20 protein-coding genes and 1 tRNA gene are annotated in these 20,113 nt (G+C 40.3%); 13 read left to right on the top strand and 8 right to left on the bottom strand.

Features of this window, described 5'->3' with window-relative positions:
• Positions 1–6 precede the first annotated feature (6 nt).
• Complete coding sequence (gene def / locus IJ00_RS11565; protein ID WP_035153183.1) at positions 7–546, top strand: peptide deformylase; 540 nt, start codon at positions 7–9, stop codon at positions 544–546.
• Positions 547–612: 66 nt separating this feature from the next.
• Here def and IJ00_RS11560 read toward each other — a convergent pair whose 3' ends face one another.
• Together IJ00_RS11560 and IJ00_RS11555 are read right to left on the bottom strand one after the other, a co-directional pair.
• The gene (locus IJ00_RS11560) at positions 613–1,053 is read right to left on the bottom strand and encodes a DUF3574 domain-containing protein (protein WP_035153181.1); all 441 of its coding nucleotides are present in this window, start codon (positions 1,051–1,053) and stop codon (positions 613–615) included.
• Between the two features lie 401 nt (positions 1,054–1,454).
• The gene (locus IJ00_RS11555) at positions 1,455–2,834 is read right to left on the bottom strand and encodes an NAD(P)/FAD-dependent oxidoreductase (protein ID WP_035153178.1); all 1,380 of its coding nucleotides are present in this window, start codon (positions 2,832–2,834) and stop codon (positions 1,455–1,457) included.
• A 462-nt stretch (positions 2,835–3,296) separates the two neighbouring features.
• Here IJ00_RS11555 and ptsP point away from each other — a divergent pair, with 462 nt between their 5' ends.
• Entirely contained in the window at positions 3,297–5,813 is a 2,517-nt protein-coding gene (gene ptsP / locus IJ00_RS11550; protein WP_035153176.1) for a phosphoenolpyruvate--protein phosphotransferase, read from the top strand.
• Between the two features lie 248 nt (positions 5,814–6,061).
• The gene (locus IJ00_RS27115) at positions 6,062–6,835 is read left to right on the top strand and encodes a bifunctional 2-polyprenyl-6-hydroxyphenol methylase/3-demethylubiquinol 3-O-methyltransferase UbiG (RefSeq protein WP_052754448.1); all 774 of its coding nucleotides are present in this window, start codon (positions 6,062–6,064) and stop codon (positions 6,833–6,835) included.
• Positions 6,836–7,037: 202 nt separating this feature from the next.
• On the opposite strand, the gene IJ00_RS11540 is transcribed toward IJ00_RS27115, so the two are convergent.
• Positions 7,038–7,424, bottom strand: coding sequence for a hypothetical protein (locus IJ00_RS11540; protein ID WP_035153174.1), 387 nt, complete (start codon positions 7,422–7,424; stop codon positions 7,038–7,040).
• A 124-nt stretch (positions 7,425–7,548) separates the two neighbouring features.
• On the opposite strand from IJ00_RS11540, the gene IJ00_RS11535 reads away from it, so the two are divergent.
• Positions 7,549–7,842, top strand: a complete 294-nt coding sequence (locus IJ00_RS11535) for a DUF2087 domain-containing protein (RefSeq protein ID WP_035153172.1) — start codon at positions 7,549–7,551, stop codon at positions 7,840–7,842.
• 138 nt (positions 7,843–7,980) lie between these two features.
• On the opposite strand, the gene IJ00_RS11530 is transcribed toward IJ00_RS11535, so the two are convergent.
• Complete coding sequence (locus IJ00_RS11530) at positions 7,981–9,858, bottom strand: ABC transporter ATP-binding protein (RefSeq protein WP_035153170.1); 1,878 nt, start codon at positions 9,856–9,858, stop codon at positions 7,981–7,983.
• A gap of 263 nt (positions 9,859–10,121) precedes the next feature.
• On the opposite strand from IJ00_RS11530, the gene IJ00_RS11525 reads away from it, so the two are divergent.
• Positions 10,122–10,193: transfer RNA gene (locus IJ00_RS11525), tRNA-Lys, on the top strand.
• 106 nt (positions 10,194–10,299) lie between these two features.
• Here IJ00_RS11525 and IJ00_RS11520 read toward each other — a convergent pair.
• Genes IJ00_RS11520 through IJ00_RS11510 form a run of 3 tightly spaced genes read right to left on the bottom strand, consistent with a single transcriptional unit; the run spans position 10,300 to position 14,085 of the window.
• The gene (locus IJ00_RS11520; protein WP_035153167.1) at positions 10,300–11,400 is read right to left on the bottom strand and encodes a hypothetical protein; all 1,101 of its coding nucleotides are present in this window, start codon (positions 11,398–11,400) and stop codon (positions 10,300–10,302) included.
• Complete coding sequence (locus IJ00_RS11515) at positions 11,393–13,762, bottom strand: DnaB-like helicase N-terminal domain-containing protein (RefSeq protein ID WP_035153164.1); 2,370 nt, start codon at positions 13,760–13,762, stop codon at positions 11,393–11,395. The genes IJ00_RS11520 and IJ00_RS11515 overlap by 8 nt, the downstream gene beginning before the upstream one ends.
• A 53-nt stretch (positions 13,763–13,815) precedes the next feature.
• Positions 13,816–14,085, bottom strand: a complete 270-nt coding sequence (locus IJ00_RS11510) for a hypothetical protein (RefSeq protein ID WP_035153161.1) — start codon at positions 14,083–14,085, stop codon at positions 13,816–13,818.
• Positions 14,086–14,124: 39 nt separating this feature from the next.
• On the opposite strand from IJ00_RS11510, the gene IJ00_RS11505 reads away from it, so the two are divergent.
• Complete coding sequence (locus tag IJ00_RS11505; RefSeq protein WP_035153158.1) at positions 14,125–14,424, top strand: KGK domain-containing protein; 300 nt, start codon at positions 14,125–14,127, stop codon at positions 14,422–14,424.
• A gap of 262 nt (positions 14,425–14,686) precedes the next feature.
• Here IJ00_RS11505 and IJ00_RS29670 read toward each other — a convergent pair whose 3' ends face one another.
• Positions 14,687–14,890 carry a hypothetical protein gene (locus IJ00_RS29670; RefSeq protein ID WP_035153157.1) on the bottom strand — a complete coding sequence of 68 codons (204 nt, stop codon included), beginning with the start codon at positions 14,888–14,890 and terminating at the stop codon, positions 14,687–14,689.
• 291 nt (positions 14,891–15,181) lie between these two features.
• Here IJ00_RS29670 and IJ00_RS11495 point away from each other — a divergent pair, with 291 nt between their 5' ends.
• The 7 genes from IJ00_RS11495 (at position 15,182) to IJ00_RS11460 (ending at position 19,807) form a co-directional block, all read left to right on the top strand.
• A complete protein-coding gene (locus tag IJ00_RS11495) occupies positions 15,182–15,748 on the top strand; it encodes a 3'-5' exonuclease (RefSeq protein ID WP_035153154.1) in 567 nt (188 codons plus the stop codon).
• On the top strand, positions 15,749–16,042 hold the full coding sequence (locus IJ00_RS11490; protein WP_035153151.1) for a hypothetical protein: 294 nt from the start codon (positions 15,749–15,751) through the stop codon (positions 16,040–16,042).
• A gap of 384 nt (positions 16,043–16,426) precedes the next feature.
• A complete protein-coding gene (locus IJ00_RS11480) occupies positions 16,427–16,684 on the top strand; it encodes a hypothetical protein (protein ID WP_035153147.1) in 258 nt (85 codons plus the stop codon).
• 43 nt (positions 16,685–16,727) lie between these two features.
• On the top strand, positions 16,728–17,222 hold the full coding sequence (locus tag IJ00_RS11475; RefSeq protein WP_046814798.1) for a hypothetical protein: 495 nt from the start codon (positions 16,728–16,730) through the stop codon (positions 17,220–17,222).
• A gap of 3 nt (positions 17,223–17,225) precedes the next feature.
• On the top strand, positions 17,226–17,927 hold the full coding sequence (locus IJ00_RS11470) for a hypothetical protein (RefSeq protein ID WP_035153145.1): 702 nt from the start codon (positions 17,226–17,228) through the stop codon (positions 17,925–17,927).
• A 74-nt stretch (positions 17,928–18,001) separates the two neighbouring features.
• Positions 18,002–19,411 (top strand): hypothetical protein, encoded by a 1,410-nt coding sequence (locus IJ00_RS11465; protein ID WP_035153142.1) that lies wholly within the window; start codon positions 18,002–18,004, stop codon positions 19,409–19,411.
• 102 nt (positions 19,412–19,513) lie between these two features.
• Positions 19,514–19,807, top strand: a complete 294-nt coding sequence (locus IJ00_RS11460) for a hypothetical protein (RefSeq protein WP_035153140.1) — start codon at positions 19,514–19,516, stop codon at positions 19,805–19,807.
• Positions 19,808–20,113 lie beyond the last annotated feature (306 nt).

The raw sequence follows: 20,113 nt of genomic DNA, 5'->3' as shown, positions 1-20,113 counted from the left end.
AAAAAAATGACAGAAGAAATTGCAATTATTCAGATAGGTAATCCGATTTTACGACAGCAAGCACAGACTATAGAAAATATTTCTAGTCCTACTGTTCAAAAGTTAATTAGTGACTTAATGACTATAATGTTGGAGTCTAACGGGGTCGGAATTGCTGCTCCTCAAATTGGTCAACCCTATCGTTTATTAATTGTTGCTTCCCGTCCTAATTTCCGCTATCCTCATGCACCGGAAATGTCCCCAACTCCAATGGTTAACCCCAGAATTGTTAATCATTCCCAGGAAATAATTAAGGGATGGGAAGGTTGTTTAAGTGTCCCAGGAGTGAGAGGTTTTGTGCCTCGTTATCAATGGATAGAAGTAGAATATTTTAATCCTATGGGGCAGTTACAAAAACAAATATTCACAGATTTTGTGGCACGAATATTTCAGCATGAATATGACCACTTTGAAGGACTAGTTTTTTTAGACCGTCTAGAAAGTAATCTGGATATTATTAGTGAGCAAGAATATCAGAAAATGATAACGAATGTGTCTGAATCATAGTTTTTATATAAAAAATATTTTTAATTTTTGATGATTTTGATAACTTTGCTATAGAAAATCAACTTTTTAAAATTCTGCTTTGACGGTAGAAGTAACTCGTAAAACAGATTCTTGATGAAATATTCGTTTATAATTAGTTATAATTTCTGACACCATTTTTTGACGTTGATTACTGTTTCTATAAATCAAAACTACTATTTTAGTTTTTTCCCGAACTAGGTTATCAGAATTCGTAAAATAATGCCCGTAGGCATCAATTACAGTCAATCCTTCGGGAAAACGAGGTGTAATTATAGTTCCTAAAAATAATTGCCACTCTAATTCCGAAACCATTTTGCCTGTAGGTTTAGCTAAACCAAAATATAATTCTTCTTTAATTAATGTTTTTGCATTTAAGCTTTGTGAAATCCTGGTAGGGTTTTGGGCAGAAACCTGGGGATGAATATAGGTGGAGCTTGTTAATATTAAACCTGTAATGATAAATTTAGTAATAGATTTATAGTACATAAATAATATTAACCTTCATCTATTTTGAGAAATTTTCGTTACTATTTTGAGATTTTTTCTATTAGATAAGTCAAGATGTGTCTAAATTACGTCGTAATAATACATTGAAATTGTTTAAAACTTCGTATTTCATTTATAGGGGTAAAGACAAGATACGCGCAAACAGCACTAGAGGAAAAGTTAAATTTAGGCTTTTGAGTAAATTTGTTGCAAAACTTTACGTCGTGATAAATTTTGCGCGTATCTTGTCTTTACCCCTTATAGACGTTATTTTGTCTGTGAAAATTTATATTTCTCAATAATTAAATATTTACGATTGATAGCTTTTTAGAAAAAATCATGTAGGTTGGTTTCAGAAAATAAATCCAACCTTGTGTATTGAGAGTTTAATTCTGTAAATCTCAAGTTTCAGAATCTATAATCCTCATATCTTGTTGTAAATTTGCAATTTTGCGAGATTTAATATATCCCCATATTATCTTCAAAAATATTCTGGGATGCATGATACTTGCTGGTGAATTTACCATATTTACTACTTTCATAAAAGCTAAAGCTAACTCTGAATCTTCTTGAGCAGCAATATGTAATTTTGCGATATACCAATTGATAAATCTTATAGCTAGACTTCTTTTTCCTTCGACTTGGGGAATACGCATATCATTACTCATGACTATATTCCAAGCACAATCTACAATTTTACTAGTATCTTTAAAGAAACGATGGTACAAATTTTCTGTTCCATTTTCTAAACATTTTTGGAGTGTAATAGCTTCTAGTGCAGCTACAGTCATTCCTTGACCATATATGGGGTTAAAGCTGCAAATAGCATCCGCAAATACGAGATAACCTTGAGGGAAACGTTCGAGTTTCTCGTAGTAATGACGTTGACTGTAGGGATATTTATAGCGAAGGAATTCACTTAGGGGTCGAGCATTTTTAATAACTTCGTAGATGTCTGAGCTAGGTAGAGATTTGGCAAACTGGAGAAATTTTTCCTCCTCAGTGGGTGCATAGTCTTCTAAGTAACCACCAATACTGACTATCCATCGGTCATTTTCTTGAGCTATCATAACTCCACCGCGCCATAGTGGTGGGCATGAAGTAATGGCAATCATTAGCTTTCCTTGTAAATCTTCTGGTTTTCTTTCATAGATACGGGTAGTATAACTAACACCTATATTGACTCTTTCTTCTGGTGCTTTAGAATAACCAATTTCCTCCAACCATAGAGGAGTTTGAGACCTACGTCCGCTAGCATCTATGATTAAATCTCCATTGAGAATTATTTCTGAATTATCATCACTGCGATTGATATAACGTATACCAGTAATGCGAGATTTATTGCTATTTGTAATTAATCCTAGAACTTCACAGTTTTCTATAGTCTGAATATTTGGTAAAGCGAATAACCGTTGACGCAATTGGAACTCAAGTAATAGACGACTGACTAAAATTCCTATCATTTGACTTGGATGATTTTTCAAATAACCGCCATTCAGAAACCAAAGATTACTATCAACAACATCCCCTGGTATTCCTCCCATGGCTGTTAATTCCTGAATGATTCCGGGAAACAAATTTTCGATAATATCTCTACCTTTAGAGAGTAAACCATGGGCATGACGACCTTGAATAACTCCTGGACGATGGGTAGCTGTACTAGGAAAAACATCACGTTCCAGAATAATTACTCGTGAATAATAATCTGTTAATACTCTGGCTGCTAATATGCCACCGATACTAGAACCAATGACAATTGCTTGTTGACCTAATTTTTCCATGGTTTGACTCCTGTTAATCAATATGTATGTAAACACGTTCCTTGGGAAATTTTATGCACAGAGGTGAAATAGAGCACACTTGAAGTGCATTGTTGTTACCATAATTTGCTGATTGTGAGGTTAATACCATATGTAGAAGCCGTATAATCGTCTACACTATGACACGATTATAATTAGAAAATAATTTTTGGGTTTAACCTTCTTTGTGATGAAATCGATAGAAATTTATCTTGATAACTTATAGATATTTACTTATTGTGGCTTCCTTTCTTCTATAAATATGTCTTAATTTCCTGCTCACCTTCCAGGCTAAAAAATATTCAGTTTTTGCTCAGAATTAAAGGCAAAATTGTAAATCAACTTCATATCATTTATCTTTGTTGCATTCCTGCTGCAATTCCCACAGCTTATGTTATTTACTGGAGACAGTGAGATAGTTCAAGCTGGATTGAGGATTGGGCTATGGTTGGAATTGTGATTATTGCTCACAGTCAACAGTTAGCCGCAGGCATTAGGGAAATGGCAGCACAGATGGTGCAGGGTAGAGTTTCTCTCGCAGTGGCAGCAGGTAGTGAGAATCTCCAAAATACTTTGGGTACGGATGCGATTCAGGTGTATGAGGCGATCGCCTCCGTATTTCATGATGATGGTGTAGTAATTTTGATGGACTTAGGTAGTGCTATCACCAGTGCAGAAATGGCACTAGAGTATCTCAGTCCGGAACATCAGCAGAAAGTACACCTCTGTGCTGCTCCCTTAGTTGAAGGGGCGATCGCGGCGGTAATTGCCGCAGCTGCTAGAAAAAATGTCATGGAGGTGATTGCTGCTGCCCAAGGAGCTTTAGCTGCGAAAATAACTAGATTAGGATTAACTACTGGTAGTCAAAATCTCAAGGAAATTCGCCTCTTAGTCACCAATCAACTAGGCTTACACGCTCGCCCAGCCTCGAAATTTGTTACAACTGCGGCAAAATTCCAAGCTCAAATTAAAGTTAAAAATAGTACTAAAAATACAGATTTTGTCCGTGCTGACAGTATTAACCAAGTTGTCACCCTAGGGGTGATGTCGGGAGATGAAATCCTGGTGACAGCTCAGGGAATGGAAGCGGACGCTGCTTTACAAGCTTTAGAAACCTTGGTTGTGACTAACTTTGGTGAAGTTGGTGCAGTTAACCTTACTGATGTTGTGCCCAAAATTACCCCATCGATTGGGAATTCTCATCTACCACCACCCCATTTTCAAGGTATTGCTGCTGCTTCTGGGGTGGCGATTGCCCCTAGTTTATCCCTGAAACCAACTCGTTTGTCTACTCATCCGTTTCTTCCTGTCTCTCAATATCATGTTGAATACCCGGAAGTTGAGTGGCAAAGGTTACATACAGCTTTGGGAATTGCCTATCGAGAAATTCAAGCATTGCTTTCCCATGCTTCAATGCAAATTGGTGATACCGAAGCGGCAATTTTCGATGCTCACATTTTATTTCTCGAAGACCCGACATTACTAGAAGCGATTCACCAACAGATTTTTGATCATCACTGCAATGCAGAAGCTGCTTGGTGTGCGGTTGTTGAGGAATTAAGCCATAACTACCGTACCCTGGATGATCCCTATTTGCAAACACGAGTCGCTGATATTAGCGATGTTGGGCAGAGAGTTTTACGCTTACTGATGGACGCTCCAGAAACTACCATTGAGGTTCTTCAACCATCAATTCTGATTGCTACAGAGCTTTCACCCTCGGATACTGCCAAATTAGATCCCACAAGAGTTTTAGGTATTTGTATTACAGGGGGAAGCCCTAGTTCCCATAGTGCTATTCTTGCCCGTTCCCTAGGTATTCCTGCGGTGGTGGGTGTCTCTGAAGAAATTCTCCACCTCGCAAATGGGACTATATTGGCAATAGATGGCGAAATTGGGCACATTTGGGTGGAACCAGATGCAGAGATGGGAAGAATTTTCCAACATAAACGTGAAACTTGGCTGCAAAATCAGGATATTCATCCAATTATGGAAGCAGCTGGCACCCGCGATACCCCGAAGGAACCGCTATGCGATCGCCATCCTATCCGTGTATTTGCGAATATTGGAAGTTTAGAAGATACCCAAATGGCGATCGCCAATGGTGCAGAAGGAATAGGACTTTTACGGACAGAATTTCTCTATTTTCACCGCTCCCAGCTTCCCAATGAAGGTGAGCAACTACTGATGTATCAGCAAATTGCCGATATATTGACTCATCGTCCCTTAATTATTCGTACCTTGGACATTGGAGGTGATAAAACCATACCCTATCTCAACTTACCCAAGGAGATAAACCCCTTTTTAGGATTTCGGGGTATTCGTATAGGTTTACACCAACCCCAGATTTTGAAAACTCAGCTACGGGCAATTTTACGAGCTAGCGCCCGACACAATATTAAAATCATGTTTCCCATGATTGCGACTGTGGGTGAAATTCGTGCTGCCAAGATGATACTGCAAGAAGCACAGACAGAATTAAGACAAGAGTCCATATCTTTTGCTTCCGAGATAGAAATTGGCATTATGGTGGAAGTACCTGCTGCGGTGGCGATCGCCGATCAATTAGCTCGGGAAGTTGACTTTTTCAGTATTGGTACTAATGACTTAACACAATACATCATGGCGGCAGATCGTAATAATCCCCGTACTGCTAACCTTGCTGATGGGTTAAATCCAGCAATTTTGCGGATGATTCACCAAACAATTCAAGCTGCTCACCAAGCCGGAATTTGGGTAGGATTATGTGGCGAACTTGCTGCCGATCCCTTAGCATTACCAATTTTAATGGGTTTGGGTATCGATGAACTGAGCGTCAATCCTCCAGCAATTACTCCCTTAAAACAGGCGATCACCCAACTAAATCTCAGTGATATCCAGGCGATCGCCACCCAAGCTTTACAACAAGATTCAGCTATGAGTGTTCGTTCTTTGGTTGCTGCACTCAAGTTTTTTACATAACTTCAAAGATAACTTCACCTCTCACCTCCATACCCCAGATTTCCGGATATAGGGTTCTAACTTTATCTTATCTTGTTTAAAAAAAATCTCAGTGTAAAACATCTGTAAATAATCTATACGTAATCTTCCGGATGTATATTCTCGATTTAAGATTGAGGGAATTACTAGCTCATATATAAATTACTATCTGCTATTCATTCTGTCCTCAGAATTAGCCTAGCAATCAAATACAAGGAGGCTTAGAAAACATGACCATGGAAACAGTGAATAACCTATCCTCACAGACAAATTCTTCCTCAGAAATAAATAATTCCCATGTCGAAGATTTCTGGAATAATATTTACTCCCATAGCCCAACTCACTTCCCTGATGATGACGATGAAGTGCTATCCACTGCATTAAAGCATTTTGGTGACATTCAGGGAGCAAGACTCCTAGATTTAGGTTGTGGATATGGTAGTAGTTCTTTATATTTTGCTCGTAAAGGTGCCAATGTCACCTCTGTTGATATTAGCGAAGTAGCTATTAATAATATTGCTCAGTTCTGTGCAGAGCATCAAATTACAAATATTACGGGAGTTAAAGCATCTGCTTTTGATATTGCCCAGTTAGGGGAATTTGATTTTGTTTTTGGTAATTTAATTCTCCACCATTTAGAACCCTTTGGAGATTTTGCTAAAGTTTTGCGACAAACAGTCAAACCTGGTGGTAAGGCATTTTTCCATGAAAATAACGCTTTTAGCCGAGTTTTGGTTTGGTTCCGGGAAAATATTGTTGGCAAATATGGAATTCCTAAATACGGTGATAATGAAGAATTTCCCCTCACTCCCCAAGAAGTAGATGAACTGAAAAAATACTTTTCTGTCAATTTAGAATACCCAGAGTTAGTATTTTTTGGTTTAGCTTCAGTCTATTTATTCAAAGGTGGTTTTCATCCACCGATGCAAGCATTGGATAAATTTCTATATCAATATCCCACTTTCCGAAAATATTCCTATCGCCAATATTTAATGTTGGAATAATTACCGTAATAGTTTTCCAAAATAATTTCTGAAATATATAATTTACCTCTGTCTTCCAATTAGAAATCAAGACAGAGGTTTAATTTTTGTTTATTCAGCTTTTAGCTTTGATGTGTTTCATTCCCATTAGGTAATCATAAGAGCTTGCAGCAATCTATCATGATTCCCAAGATGAATATTTTTATCTCTTGCTTGACAATCACTAAAATTTAATTCCTAATTGTCCATTAATACCGCGTACGGAATTATAGCCCACTCCTAGAAAAAGATGATCGCTGGCATTGACATGCATCCCTCCGGAAACTGCCACTCCCTTATCTTCAGAATAATATCCTAAACCAACATAGGGAGAAATCACAGGCAAATTGAGGAACTTCAGCACATCCACACCAGTTGCTCCATCTTCACCCACACCTAATTCTGCTCCGATACCTAAAGCTTTGGCTCCAACAGCATAGGTAGTATCCCCATCCTTAGCACCAACAGATACCCAAGGTTGAGGTATTAGTTGAGCATTTGCACTTTGAGAAAATATAGTTAATAGACTCATAGAAGCGATAAATGTCTGAATTAGGATGACATTTTTCATTGATTTTTCCCCTGTGATACTTCAACTCTGCTAGATTTGCTAGACGAACTTACCTGTAAATAAGTGCCAAAAGATTGTAGTTATGTTTTCCTTGAACCATCCCAAATTTGGGGAGTGATTGTGTATGCATGATTTCAGTAAATTGAAAAACTATCTTGATGTAGAGGGTAGAGTTAAACAATTTCCTTCCAAACGTAATAAAGGTAAGTTACAAAAATTAGTACTAGAGTATTTAGCTGATAAATTTGAACCCGGTGTTATTTATACAGAAAAAGAAGTTAACGCCTTACTTAATCAGCATCATACTTTTACTGATCCAGCGATGCTACGGCGAGAAATGTTTGAGAATGGTTTAATTCATCGAAAAAGTGACGGTTCTGAGTATTGGTGTAGTTATACTCATACTAATTCTGCATAAAGATGTGCAACTAGATTGCCTAACCTAAAATTGAGAATCGACCTATTGTGGTCATTTTACCCGCGCTGAGCATACAAATGATGAGTTAGGAATGGCGATCGCCATTCCTCTTGATGACAGGTAACTTAATTCCCTGAATCAACTTCCTAACATTTGTAAGTTATGTAATGTGGCATAAAGTCCACCCTGCTGTAATAATTCTTCATGACTACCTTGCTCGATTAACTCTCCGCGTTTAAGAACTAAAATTCGGTTCACATTGCGAATAGTTGAGAGTCTATGGGCGATAATAATTGCCGTGCGTTCTTGTAAAAGTTCATTTAAAGCTGATTGCACCAAAGCTTCTGTACCCACATCCAGACTAGCTGTTGCTTCATCCATCACCAAAATTTGGGGATTACGGATAGCTGCACGAGCGAAAGCAAGTAACTGTTTTTGTCCACTAGAAATATTTGTTCCCCGTTCTCGCAACTGGGTATCATATCCTTGGGGTAGTTGGTCAATAAATTGAGCAATATTGGTTTTCTCTGCTGCGGCAATGATTTCTTCCTGGGTATACATATCGCCCAGAGTAATATTACTTTTGACATCGCCTGCAAATAAAAACCCCTCTTGCAGAATTACTGCCATATATCGACGCAATTCAGCTTGAGGTAACTCACGAATATCAATGCCATCAACTAAAATGCGTCCTTGAGTCGGTTCGTACAGACGACATAGTAATCGAATGATAGTACTTTTACCTGCACCCGTTGGACCAACTAAGGCAACTTTTTCTCCTGGATGAATTACAAAGTCGAGATTTTTGATCACATAATCATCATCTTTGTAGCTAAACCAAACATTTTCAAAGCGAATTTCTCCTAATTTTGACGTGTTTCGGTCATTAGCTTCCAGATTGGCGATAATTTCATCAATATAGCCAAATTCTGAATCGTAGATAGAAAGACGGGGATTGCTGCGATCGCTGATTTCTATGGGTTCATCCAGGATATCGCTAACTCGTTCAATTGCTGTAAAACCTGCTTGAATTACAGTAAACTTTTCTGCAAATTGTTGTAGTGGTTGAAATAATCGCTCAGCATAGAGGATAAATGCAGATAAAACTCCAAAAGTCAAGCTTTTTCCTAAAAGTAAATAACCCCCAATCCAGAGAACAGCAGCGATCGCCACCAAGGCAATCCATTCTAAAGTTGCGGAAACTGCCGAATCGTGAAAAATAGTTCTATCTACCTCTTGAACATAGCGTTCATTGCTAACACGAAATAGCTCTGAGTTAAATCTTTCACGACGAAATAATTGCACAACATTAATTCCCACAATGTTTTCTTGCAGTTGGGAATTGAGAGTTGACAGTTCTTCCCTAGCCTTATAATTGGCAAGTCTGTATTGTTGTTGAAAATAAACGATTAAGCCAGAAACAGGAAATAGCATCAAAAGTAATAATAGAGCTAGCTCCCACTGAATCGAGAACATAAACCCAACAATCACCAGCATTGAGAAAAAATCCGAGACAATACCAATAGCCCCAGTAGAAAAAACATCTCCCAACACCTCTACATCGCTAGTCAGTCGAGTAATTAATTTTCCTACAGGTGTGCGATCAAAAAACCTGACTGCTAGAGAAGTGACATGGTGAAATAAATCCTGGCGAATATCCGCAGTAATCTGCTGCCCCACTTTTTGCACCAGGTATCCTTGCCAACCATTAAAAACTAGACGAATCGCCACAGTAATCAATAATATGACTTCCAGAATTCCTAATCCTTGCATAAGAGGCATATTTCTCAGAAATTCATAGGTATTTGGTTCTTGACGAATTAGAGAAATAGCTTGCCCAATCAGCATTGGCTGTATGGCGTTACCCACAGCTACTGGTATGAGTAACAACATTGCCAAAATCAGTAATTTACCATGGCGACGAGCGTAGGGAACCAGACGTAAAAATAACCGCCAGTCGTTATCACGTCCCCGGTTGAGTTTCTTAGCTTTGTTCACAGGTAGAGAAATACTCATAGTATGAGCATTATATTAATTTTGACCACACTAAGATGAAAATCATCACGGAAATTACCCCACCTTCCCATGACACGAGAAAATATTACTTTTTTGGAATTTATTTTCTGTAGATAATTTGATGACTTTCTTGTTTGATTGCAACCTTAGGCAACAGCTTGCAAATTCTCTATAGAAGCTTCCCCAGGTTGTTACATAGAATTTAGAACAATCTTTACAGAATATCCAATAATTTTTGCTAATATACTATTTAAGACAGCTTTGGGTGACTAGCGCAATGGTAGCGCATCGGACTCTTAATCCGTTGGTTCTGGGTTCGAGTCCCAGGTCACCCACTAAAATACGTAGATTATCGCGTCATCGATGACGCGATATAAGCAGTTTCTAGTTAATTTCTTTTGGTAATTTTGGTAACCTGTGAAAACCTTCGGTGTCAACTGTTTAAAGGTTTTCTTTGCTATTTTGTGAACCTGTCAAAATGCGATCGTATGCGGCTTGATGGTGACGCGCGTCAATCCAATGGTGATATAGATTTGTGTGGACGTTAACGCTATGTCCCATCTGTTTTGACGCTAGAGACAGGTCTAATCCGTATTCAATGGTACGGACTGCCCAACAGTGTCTCAAGGTAAGCAGGGTGAAGGGTAATTCCTGTTTCTTGAAGTATTTGGAACAAGCTCCCCCAATTTCTCTATTGGAGCGATCGCGCTTAATATCTGGCACTGAAAATTCTGTTAGACCAAATTTTTCTACCCAATCAGGATGATATGCCCAAACCTGCCTAGCTCCGGTTTTCCCTTCCATGATGGGAGCAATAGTTGGATTTTTGGCAAAAGAATTTAAGTCTAGATGGAATGGCTCATGATTGCGAAGTCCAAATGTTGCGACCATGCCAAAATACCACCGCCACGTCGGGTCAGGGATTTTTTTGAAACTTTGACAAATAAAATCATCATCGGGTAAGTCTCTGGGTTTGACTCGTGCCGGACTGTATTTCCCAATTAACTGGGAGATATCCAGAGTTAGACCAGAGAACCGAGCCAACGACCGCAGCGCTAAACATACCCTCCGTCGTGTTTTGGTATCTGGCTCCGTTGAGGTAATAGCTCTATTTAATTCTTCCAGAGTCAAAGCTGATTCTTCGGGTAAACGCCGGAAGGAGTAGAGGTATTCAGTGTCCCAGGTGGTTTGAGTTTTATAGTTTCTGGCACGACGTTGAAAGTAATCGCGCTCGAATTCCTCTACCCAGTCCCCGATGGTTTTTACTTTTTGGGTAGGTTTTAAGTAGGAATCCCAGTCAAATTGACCACAGTCTCTGAGTACAGCTACTTTTCGAGCTTCTTTTTCTGCTAATTCGACACAATCTATTCTTGCAGGAAGATTGAGAGCAATTCGTTGCTGATGGTTGTCCAGTCGCTTGCTAGAGGGTTTTGGGGGAAGAGTTGCAACTAAGTACAAACTTTCCCCTAGCTTCTGGATGCTGATTTTAAATCGACCAGCTTTGAGCCTCTGGTTTGCGGCTTGAATCTTTTTCTCAATCATTGATCGCTATCAGGGACAAGTCGCTAATCGAATACTCACCGCGATCGCAGTGGAAAATCCAGTTTCCTCGGTTGGGGTCATATTGATGAGGTTTGAATGATTCCAGTGTTGCTGGCAACCAATCGTATTGACCAGGAGGAGCAACTATAACGTGTATTTTCCACTTGAGGGATTTTAGGTAGGTCATCAAGCGTCGCTTCATCGTGCTACACACTAATCTTTCCTCTGTGTGTGAGGTGGAAGATATTAGCGGCTCAAGTCCTGGTATTTCTAATCGGAACTCATAACCCCCGTCCTCACCACCGGGTGAAGCGATCGCCTTTACTTCTCCAACAGGTGAGGTGTAAATCACTTTCACTGGTTTTAAACTTGTCGATTTTTTTATACCTTCACCGTCTTTACATTCGTTTACATTTGAATCTACACCTGATCCAGTGGGGATTGTCAGTAATTCACCCTTTTCGGTATCAGTCTCTACATCTGATCCGTTCTGTATATCACGCATGATCAGATGTGTAATTTGTGTTCCCGTCTCTTCTGGCAATGTTTCTGGACATCTGATCAACCTGATCTGATCATCTGATCCTAAAACTTTTTTTTCTGCATTTTCAAAATTTTGATTTTTTAGGATCAGATGATCAGGTCTCCCAGAACCTTTATCTGGCAAGGGTAGAAGTCCGATCCGAGATGTCGTTTCAGTACGATCAGATGGATCAGATGTGTAATTGTTAACTGGAGATACGCGCGAACCAAGATAGTATACAAGTTTACGTGTGTCTCCAGTAGCTCTACCTACGTTAACTAATCCTTCATTGGATGCTCTTCTCATCTCTCTGCGAACGGAATCACGAGATGAACCAACAAATTCTGCTATTTCCTCGGCTTGGAATACTTGCCCTAGTTTCTCTTTTAAAAACTTGATGCAGCGACTCATTAGGCTAGCTGACTGAGAATTCCCACCCATGATGTCATCTTCAATCCTGCCCTTGAACGTCCAGCCCCATGAATCATCGTCATAAACAAATTTGTACGCACCAGGAGCGCGACTTCTGGATTTTTCAATCGTTAGGGAATTAAATTCCTCGATCTCGTTTTTGGTTCTGGCTAGTTTCCAGACTTCATCAGCACTGGCTATGATGGCACGGCTACCCCTCACACCTCCCTCAGCATTGGCATGGTGGATTACCAGGAAAGTGCAATTAAACTCTTGGGCTAGATGACGCAACCGAATAATCGGACGGGCATACTCTGTGTCATTCTCACTATATAAAGATGTAGTGCTAACAGACATCAAGCTATCTATGATGACGAATTTTGGCTCATGCTGCTTAAGCATCTGCTTAAGCCGTCCGAATTCCCCTACCGTCCACTCATCACAGATAACCATCCGATTGGCTACGGTGTCATCTGCGAAAAAATCTTGCATTTCTAATAGTTTGCTAGTGTTTCTTGCCCCCTGATCTGTTTCGATTAGTAAAGTCTTCATAGGTTCTATTTCTGCTCCGTCGTAGGTGAAGGTTCCACCAGCACAGGCATATTTAGCCAAGGTCATTGCGGTTCGAGTTTTCCCCACACCCGCACCACCGTAGGCAACGAGAACCGAACCAAGGGGAATTAGTCCGGGGAATATCCAGTTTTGCTCTTGGTTGCCATGCTTCTCAAAATATTCCTTAGCCGTGTAGGTATAGGTTTTGTTCTGACTATCGAGCCATTTTGCGTGAAAATCTAGCAATTCTTTTTTGTTGCTAAATTTCCATTTTTTAGCCAGCTTTCGCATTAACCAATCACGTTGAGCCGCGTTTTCAATGTCTTCTATCTCTTCTAAGTCTTTACAGAGATTTTCAAAAGCTACGGTGTCTCTTTTTTGCCAGTATCCCTGATCATCGTGTTTTCTTAGTCCGGTAATTTGTAAAACTGTTTGTTCCAGTTTTTCAAGCGTCCATGATAATGGGTTTTCTCTGTCATGGGCTAGCTGTTCTATCTGGCTACTCAGTAAGCTTAATCTTCTGCGTGTATGCTTTTCTAAAAGCACTTCCGTAGCTGATTCTACTCCCGCAGAGGAAACAATTGAATCTATTAGATTGGTAAGGGCAGAACGACCGCCCACCGTACCTAGGAGATTTTTATCAGCAAGGATATTTGCTACAGATAGCAGATTTACTGATATTTGATTGCGGTGTAATTCGAGACAACACTTGTAGATTATCTGGTGTTTTTCCAGGGTAAAAGCGTCAACAGGTAGCTTATCTGCAACTTTGTAAATAGCTGCGGAGTCTAGTATAATAGAACCTAGAACCGCCATTTCCGCGTCAATGTTGTTTATCGGACGTTGTGCCGAATAGGTGGAATCAATATTAAACATATTAATTACTCCATTTCTACTAGTTAAGGTTTATTGGCTGGTAGTTTTTTTTGCTAATTTTTGTCCAAGGCGGACATTTTAAGATGAATTCTGATTGCTTCTATGCGGATAGAATCCTTAATCTTTTGATTACCTTCAATGTTTTTAGGAAGGCAATGGATGATTTTTGCGGCTAGCAATACCGCATCTTCTGGAGACAAACCATAATCTTTTTCGCAATAGTCAATTAGTCTGTCTTTGGCATATCCCAAGTGTTGGGAGTTCTGAACAAAGGCGATCGCGTCAATCTCCTTCTCTGATTCTTCTGGTGTTTGTCGTGTCATAGCTGGTGGGAATACTAGGGTGAGAGTTTGGCTGTCAATATGGAAAAAATTGTTCTTGGTGATGGGGATGTCGTCTCCACGGGAGGCTCAATATTTAGCATGAGTCCAACATTTAAAAAGCAAGAGTTGCTGACCCGATTAAGCAATGCCGCCAACGGCAATCACGAGGGTAATAAACATATTGGTTCTTGGATTGATACTAATGGTGTCCATTGCAAGGTTCTTCTTGAGAAAGGTGGTGGTTGGAAGTCTGGAAGAGTAAGAGTAACCTTGGAATTTACTCCTGACCCACCTAAAAATACGAATCCCCCGTCTCCCCTTGATGATTTAAGAACCTGATTGGCTTTGAGAAAATCAGTGTCTTCCTGTAGTGTGCGTCGTGTCATGGCTGTAGTTTGGTTGTGAACCGTCCCCGTCAGGGTGATGCAATAAGCCTGAGAATAATGAACAAAATAGACCCGCACTAATCCTTGGTTAGTACGGGTCTATTTTTCTGCTTTTGTTAGAAGTTGTTCGGATAACAGTTCCAACTCTGACAGGTATTCTTTTAGATCGGCTGTCTTTTTCTCCGACTCTGCAATCTCGTTCCGAACCGATACGATCAGCCGATCGAGGATTCCCCCAGGAACTGTTTGTCCACGCTGTTCAAGGAAATCTCCCCTCTGCCGATAAGCTCTACTAGCTGTGAACGACTTACTCCTACCTTCACCGCCAGCTTGTCTAACCCCTCTAGTCCGGCTTGAGTCAAACCAAGAGCAACAGGCTTCTTGATCTCCCCGTATTCTCTGTGTTTTGATTTTGGCATTTTTTCTCACTGTAACCACTTCCTATATAAGATAGCAGGATTCTGAATAAGAAATATTATATAAGATACTAGACATAATTCATCATCTTATATAAGATAGCTGATAAGCAAGCAAAAATAACTCAGTACCTCAAAAACCAGCGATCGCCTTCTGGTTGACCAACAAAGGCTAGGGGTATGAGTACACAGACTAAATTTCCCCAAAAACATATGGAGACAGCAGCCCATAGCCATGGAGGCATAGAACGATCTGCTAGGGGAAGCGTAAATTACTAAGCAATCGGGAGAAGTATGGACGACCAGCAACAAGCCGCCCTATGGGCAAAAGAAATTCTAGAAAAAGATAACTGGTGCATTCTCGACACCGAAACCACAGGATTGGGAAATGCCCAAATTGTGCAAGTCGGGATACTTTCCTGTACAAACTCGGAAGGCTGGCAAACTCTTGTCAAGCCAACAATCCCCATAGAGGAAGGAGCTAAAAACGTTCACGGTATTGGTTATGACCAGGTAGCATCTGCACCTTATTTTGATGAAATATTCATTGACCTTTTGAAAATCATTCAAGGTCGAGACTTGGTTATTTATAACGCCGAATTTGACCTCTCTATGATTCGGCAATCCTTACGGGCTAGGGGGGTTCACATCGCATTCCCTACTAGCGACAGACGTAAATGTCGGATTTTCACCAACGGTGGAAGCATCCATGATGCAATGCTCTATTACTCTCAATGGGTAGGCGATTGGAGCGAATATCACGGCAATTACAAATGGCAAAAACTCCCATACGGTGATCATTCTGCCCTTGGGGATTGCAAAGCAGTTTTGAAAATCATTCAAGAAATGGCAGCTAGCTAAATGATCAAAATCACACTGTCTGAAGAGATAGAAGCTAAGTCACCACCAGAATCCAGAATCTCAGACCCCGATCCAAATTGGGACTACGCGGAAATCTGGAGACTTCTTAATAGTATGGACTGTTATTTACAGTCAACTATTGAGGAAACAGCAGGTAAGGAAGAAGCAACACTAGAGTATGACCGGGAACTAAGCGATCGACTCAAAAACACCATTGCCCATGCTGCTTATGTCCTGAGTTTGCTGGATGAGGTAACTTACTTTTCAGTTGAACCATGTACGAAAAACAAGTAGGGAGATTGATTAAAGCGCTTTTCCCCATTTATCAAACATCTACTGATATTGAGGAAATCAAGCAAAAGACTTGTGAAATCTTGAGTCAATTTTGCAAAGAACATGAAATCAATTTCCCTCCTCTAACCAAAGGGGAAAGGGAAACCATCTTTTTAACCAACACTTGCCCTAACTGTGGCAGTCAAGAGATACACTTCATTGATTACCCGGAGGATGATGAAGTACTAATGCAGTGTTGGGACTGTGAGTAGGAATCTCTTGAAACTCTCAGTGATATGCGGGAAGCCGGCTACTTGGCTAGATGAAAAATTTTAAAGCGATCGCACCACACCAGGAAGCGATCGCCTTATATGTGCAGTCAACACATTATTGAGGAATTTTACCATGGCAACAAAACCGATCGGTTTTTACTGTGACACTAACAATGCTTTGATATCCGACATCGCGGAACACTATGGAGAATTACTCCAGAACATGAATGAATCAGACCAGGCATGGTTAATCTCTGAGGCGGCGCAACATTATCTAGATACCTACTGTGAAAATCCACCATCACAGGAAGCGATCGCAGTGGTAATGAGAATGAAGGAACTAGACCAGGGACAACTTGGAGCATTAATACAAGCATTAGCTAGCAAATAATCTATCTATTTAACCTCACTAATTGCGGTGAGGTTCATTAATTATGAAACTCAGAATTTTCTCTCATAGACACTTCACCGATTTTGTCTTTGGGGTCGTCATCCTGGTTTTGCTGTTCGCGGCTAGAGATGACATTTCCAGAAGTATTCAGCTTTTGAATGAAGACAAAACCCGCATCAGTGCCAGTTCCCAAGAAACAAGAAAACTAGAACAATCACAGGAAATCGCAAAAGCAAAAGCCGCGATAGCCAGCCAAAGATACAAAGATGGTTGTCTATTAGTTGTGGCGGCAAACTCCCCAACAAATCTAGCGACATTAGTACCCGGTGAGGCGGTCATCGACCGCATTACAAAACGTCCTTTACCCTCTGGAACTGTTGTCTGTGATGGCAACGGCAACACGGCTATTTTGGTTCCCAACCTGGACAGAAAACCCGTCATAGGGGAAATCGCCTACACGGGGAATAGGGATTTAGTCATGAAAACAGTCAAAAGGATTAATGGAGCCAGACTTTACTACAACACTCCGGAGAAATGACAAATGGGATTAGGTGCAAAAAACAGTAGCTCAAACTCAAAACAATCATCTAGCTCGGTTCCCCAAGCATGGTTTAAAGTACTTTGGTTTTTTCTGCTTTTATCGATAGTGGCGATCGCGTTAGTCAATATCAAGCCCTACGTAGACGCTGTATCTGCCCTAGGATTGAACGTAATTGGAGACACTAACCTTTTATCAAAGATTCCTTTTTTGAACGGGATAGGGCTAGCTCTAGGGATAGGAATAGCTGGTCTAACTGGCTTTTGCCTTTGGGCAACTTTTCAACTAATAGAAGTTTTGCCAGTAATTTTGTATAACCATCCTGGATTTTTAGAAGAGGTCATCAAGGATGCGGATTCTCAAACAAAATATGCAATTAAAGACAACGACGATCCTACGGTTCAGGTTTTGAAAAAAACCTATAACACATTACCTACGGCATTCCTAGACAATCTCAGCAGAATTAGACTTGCAGCTTATACACTGGATTTTCTAATTTGTTTCTGGAAATATAGTCCAGTTGAATCAGGCAAAATCACAGATTTTTTCTATTTTGTTTTGACTGGACAGTGGGACAGAATTCTATTCCTGAATTTGGTATTGGCTTTGATCACTTTGTTCGGTGTAGAGCTTGGCTTGAATTTGCTTTTGTGGGTAGGCAAGCTTGCTTTTACCATTAACCGCACACAGTCCACAGCAAGATAAAAAAAAGCAACCGCCATAACGAGATGTTGCCAAGTCGAACTAGGTGCGGTTGCCTGAGTTCTGGAAAAATATATATGACTAGATTCAATCCTAAACAATTACATAGGGATGCTTTGCAGTGGTCAAAAGTGGCGTACCAGACGGCAGACAATGACAGATCAGCCGAAACTTTGGTTTTGGGACTAGTTTTGGGAATAGGAGTAGCGAGCTTTTCTACTCCTATACTTGGTTTCGCCGTGGGAGGATATTTCACCTTCAGAGGCATAAAACGGGCGTATAACGCCGACAGAAACAAGAAATACATCAAAAACACCGGATGCGTAGCTCATGTGCTGTGCGGAAGCGATTTTCGGGCTTATCTCGACCAGAACGGACGCGATCAGGTTATGACTGAGTTGCTATTTGCATCCAGCGAAAATCTGGAATTTTCCCCCGATGCCTCGGACTATTGGGAGTTAGAACGGGAAACAAACTCTCAGGCAATAGAAGCTAGTGAAGATGATCAAAACATTCCGGAAGTCATTCAAGCCGGAGAAATAGACATCATCGCAGAATTGACCGATCGCATTCAGAATATAGCGGGCATAGGGCTGGGTGGTAGCGGTAAGGGAATGCTGATCGCTAATGCCTGTAGAGCGTTAAAGCTAAAACATCCAGGGAAAAAAATATTCCTAATCAATGGCAAGGATGACCCAAGGGAATATGGATATTTTCAGGGAATTGTCGATGAAGAGAGAAGATTGCATTGTGAAACTGCCAAGCCCCAAACTGTCGCGGCGTGGTTTGAAAGTGCGATCGCAGACTATGACAACTACGTCCAGGGCAACAACGGAACCCTACTAATAATTGATGAAGGGACAATCATTGGGGCTAGATTACAGACCGCAAAATCAACCGCACTCAATGACAAAATAATCGGCATAACTAGCAGTGGTAACTCGACGGGCAAGAGAATTTGGGTATTTTACCAAACGCCTTTTGTAGGAGGAAATGGTAGTAATTTATCGGCTAACTCGCAGCTGATAAGTTTGGTCATTGTGCATTCCGACTCAATAGGAGTGTTAGAGCAGTGGAGAAGGTCTAGTTTGTTCAAGAAATTCTCATCCAGTGAGGTGGAAGAATTAGCCAAAAAATCAGAATGCGATCGCGCTATTTATTGGGGTGGTACTGCTAACTGGTATCCCATGCCAAAGTTAGAAAACTATTCAGCTTTCGACAGAGATACTGAAACATACTTGAAGGAAGTCACGGACAAAATTCAAGTTGAAACTGTGGAGGAAACAATAGGCGATGATCTGATTGAATGTATCTTTGATAAAATAGCTGGCTCTCTTGGGATAACATCCTTTGAAGCTATTCGCAGTCACATAAAAAGACAGCAACCAGAGATGGCAAAAATAGACATCCTCGATAGAGCATTAGAAGAGTTAAAAGAACAGGGATTGATTGACGGGGATAAAACTTCTGGCTACCGTATCTCATAATATTAAAAGATGCTTGACCAGATGACCTGACCAGAAATAGGAAGTCTAAAACAACGTAGGTCAGCACTGGTCAAGCCTCTGGTCATCTGGTCAGGTCATGTCATGTCAAAACTAAAAGATGCTCAAATTCCTTTAATCAAGGTGACAAACTATCTGAGAAGTCAACAGGTACTATGCGATTACAAGATAACAAATTTTCTCTCTTGGCTCTGTATAGATTCTCCGAATGGTCATAGCTGGTCTGTCAATTTTTATCATTATCCTTTTCCATTATGGATGGAGGCTAGAGCGAATAGAGATGACTGGGAAGGATACGAAGCCGAGACAACGATGATAACAAGTCTTTGGCGTGAAGCGATGAAATTAGTAAAACAACAAGGGGAGGAAAATGGCTAAATATAATGTAATAGAGTCCGGTTCGTGTCCTCGTGGCTGCATTGCTATTGACTTAAACAAGATGCCTTTTGACGTAGAGAAAAAGTTGTATCACTGTAAGAAATGTAATTGCTTCTTCCCACCTATAAAAACAGAAAAGAAATCAGATACATGGTTTACTAGTGAGGATAATTTTATCCGAGAGATTATGTATTCAGTGGGAGAATACGACCCTATTCAAGACGAATGGTATTGAAAGAAGGATAAGATAAAAGCGATCGCCTAGAGTGAACACGGGACGATCGCTTAGAGAATGGCTGCAAATAA

This window comes from Calothrix sp. 336/3, from assembly GCF_000734895.2.
Taxonomy (GTDB): domain Bacteria; phylum Cyanobacteriota; class Cyanobacteriia; order Cyanobacteriales; family Nostocaceae; genus 336-3.
Note: the sequence above shows the minus strand (reverse complement) of the source record. Positions and strands in the feature narration are given on the sequence as shown.